The 2,802-nt window shown below is 74.9% G+C and carries 3 protein-coding genes; all 3 read right to left on the bottom strand.

Annotated features, from left to right (window positions below; translation table 11 throughout):
* Positions 1-1,060 (bottom strand): metabolite traffic protein EboE (eboE, locus tag DKL51_RS24890; RefSeq protein WP_124812562.1); only part of this gene is annotated, 1,060 nt, incomplete at its 3' end.
* The gene (locus DKL51_RS24895) at positions 1,060-1,911 is read right to left on the bottom strand and encodes a TatD family hydrolase (RefSeq protein ID WP_109945826.1); all 852 of its coding nucleotides are present in this window, start codon (positions 1,909-1,911) and stop codon (positions 1,060-1,062) included. The genes DKL51_RS24895 and eboE, both read right to left, overlap by 1 nt.
* Positions 1,911-2,531, bottom strand: coding sequence for an EboA domain-containing protein (locus tag DKL51_RS24900; RefSeq protein ID WP_109945825.1), 621 nt, complete (start codon positions 2,529-2,531; stop codon positions 1,911-1,913). The genes DKL51_RS24895 and DKL51_RS24900 overlap by 1 nt, the downstream gene beginning before the upstream one ends.
* Positions 2,532-2,802 lie beyond the last annotated feature (271 nt).

Here is a 2,802-nt window from a genome sequence, read left to right on the forward strand (position 1 = left end):
CCCCCCAGGTGTACGTCTCGACGTCCAGGTGGTCGCAGCCGGCGGCCGGCCCGGCGTACAGCGCGGCGAGGGCGGCCCGCAGCACCGGCAGGGTGGAGGTGAGCGGCGGTTCGGGTGGGGCGTGCAGCGGCACGTGGTAGTGCACCCGCCACGGCCCGGGCAGCCGCGCGTCGAGGGCGTCGTCCAGGTCGTCGGCGGCGTACGCGGGGTCGGCCGGGTGGGCGGCGTGGGCGCAGCCGGCGGCCCGGGTCTGGTGCAGGAAGCGGGGCTCCACCCAGCGGCGCAGCGCGTCGGCCGTACCGGCCGGGTGGGCGGCCTCGACGGCGGCGGAGACCTGCACCTTGACCACCGGCAGCCCGGCCGCGCGGAGCCGGCCCAGCGCCTCGGCCGGCTCCTCCCAGGCGCACGCCAGATGGGCCAGGTCGAGACAGATCCCGAGCCGGTCCGTATCCATGGCTGACAATACCGCGCCCGCCTGTTCCGTGGACTCCACAATGCACCCCGGTTCCGGTTCGAAGCCGACTCGGATTGTCCGGCCGGTCTCCCGCTCGAGGGCGGCGAGCCCGGTCGCCAGCTCGGCGAGCCGCCGCCGGGCGGTCTCGGCCCGGTCGGCGTCCCACGGCTGCCGCCAGGCCAGCGGCAGGGTGGAGATCGAGCCGCGGGCCGCGTCGTCGGGGAGCAGGTCGGCCAGCACCCGGGCCAGGTCCAGCGTGTAGGTCAGCCGGTCCGGGGTGGTCCAGTCTGGGTGGTAGACGGCGCCCTTGACCACCGGCGCCTGGAACGCGGCGTACGGGAAGCCGTTGAGGGTGACCACCTCCAGCCCGCGTACGGCCAGTTCGGCGCGGAGCCGGCGGCGCAGCGCCGGGTCGGCGGCCAGCTCGGCGGTGACCGGGGCGGCCAGCCAGAGCCCGAGCCCGAGCACGTCGGCGTCGAGGGCCCGGCGGACCGGCACGGCGTACGTGTCGAGCTGGGCGAGGATGCCGGTCAGGTCCTCGGCGGGGTGGACGTTGGTGCAGTAGCCGAGGTGGACGGTGGTGCCGTCGCCGTGCCGCAGTCGCATCACTCGCCCCCGCGCAGGATGGAGTTGCCGGCGAAGGTCGGGGCGAGGTCGTCCAGGTCGCCCAGGTCGAGCCGACCGGACTGGCCGTAGAACTGCACCGGGTTGCGCCAGAGCACCCGGTCGACGTCGTCGGAGGTGAAGCCGGCGAGCAGCATCGCCTCCCCGGTGGCCCGGGTGAGCAGCGGGTCGGAACGCCCCCAGTCGGCGGCCGAGTTGACCAGCATCCGCTCGGTCCCGTACGTCTTGAGCAGCTCGACCATCCGCGGCGGGGACATCTTGGTCTCCGGGTAGATGGAGAAGCCGAGCCAACAACCGGTGTCCCGGACCAGCTTCACGGTCACCTCGTTGAGGTGGTCGACCAGTACCCGACCCGGGTCGATACCGGACTCGGCGACCACCGCGAGGGTGCGCTCGACGCCGCGGCCCTTGTCCCGGTGCGGGGTGTGCACCAGGGCCGGCAGGCCGTGGGCCACCGCCAGAGCGAGCTGACCGGCGAACGCGGCGTCCTCGGCCGGCGTCATCGAGTCGTAGCCGATCTCGCCGACCGCCACCACGCCGTCCTTGTCCAGGTAGCGCGGGAGCAGGTCGAGCACCGGGTGGCAGCGCGGGTCGTTGGCCTCCTTGGGGTTCAGCGCGATCGTGGCGTGGTGCCGGACGCCGAACTGGCTCGCCCGGAACGGCTCCCAGCCGATCAGGGAGTCGAAGTAGTCGACGAAGGAGGCGACGCTGGTGCGCGGCTGGCCCAGCCAGAACGCAGGCTCCACCACCGCGCGTACCCCGGCGGCGGCCATCCGCTCGTAGTCGTCGGTGGTCCGGGACGTCATGTGGATGTGCGGGTCGAAGATGCGCATCACGCCTCCCTGGTGGTGGTCAGCTCCGCGCCGGCGCCGAGCCGGTGGAGCAGGTCGGTGGCGTCGGCGGGCATGGTCCGGCCGGCGGCGTGCCGCTCGGCCGCCAGCGCGGCCAGCATCGCCGCCAGTTCCCCGTCGGCGCGGCCGTCGAGGTCGTCGACGACGGCCAGCGGTACGCCGGTGAAGACGCACTTGAGCACCGCCTGCCGCCAGGCGGGCTGCTCCAGGTGCCGGGCGTACGGGCCGAGGGCCGCGGCGATCAGCCGGGTGTCGTTGGTGCGGATGGCGTCGTGCAGCAGCGGGACGCCGGCCGCGCCGATCGGCAGCAGCGGCAGGGCGCGCAGCACCGCCCGCTTCTCGGCGGCGTCACCGTGCCGGTACAGCGTTTCCGCCGCGACGGCGTGGTCGGCGGGGAGCGCGGTGAGCAGCAGCGCCCGGGCGGCCTCGTCGGCGGTCCAGCCGGGCGGGTCGGACAGCGGTCCCCGCCCGCAGTGCCGCCCGGCGGCGGGAAAGAGCCGGGCGATCGCCGTGGGCTCGGTCGTGACGCGGCGCAGGGCCGCGTCCAGCCACTGCGGATCGGGTACGCCCCGCAGCGCGGCGCGCAGTCGGTCGGGTGTCATGCCGTCTCCCCATTCTGCCGGATGGCAGGTGTTCAGCCACCGCCTTTGCTCTGCTGCCCCCCACGCAACAGCGACTGTCCGGATACCGGACGTTCGGTGTTGCCTCCGCTGCAGCAGAGCAAACGGGCCGTGTCATGTGTCTGGCCCCTGACGGGACCGCCCGGGCCGGCCGCGCCGGCCGCACCGGCGGCGCCATGTGCAGCGAACGCACCGGCGCCGGGTGGAGCGACCGCGCGGGCGGCACTGGCCACCCGGCGCCGGTGCGTTCGCT

It is taken from the genome of Micromonospora globispora (genome assembly GCF_003857015.1).
GTDB lineage: Bacteria > Actinomycetota > Actinomycetes > Mycobacteriales > Micromonosporaceae > Micromonospora > Micromonospora globispora.

Bases quoted from the DNA above. Each gene is read 5' to 3' on its own strand.
- DKL51_RS24895 (WP_109945826.1), bottom strand. From the start codon at position 1,911: ATGCGCATCTTCGACCCGCACATCCACATGACGTCCCGGACCACCGAC.
- DKL51_RS24900 (WP_109945825.1), bottom strand. From the start codon at position 2,531: ATGACACCCGACCGACTGCGCGCCGCGCTGCGGGGCGTACCCGATCCG.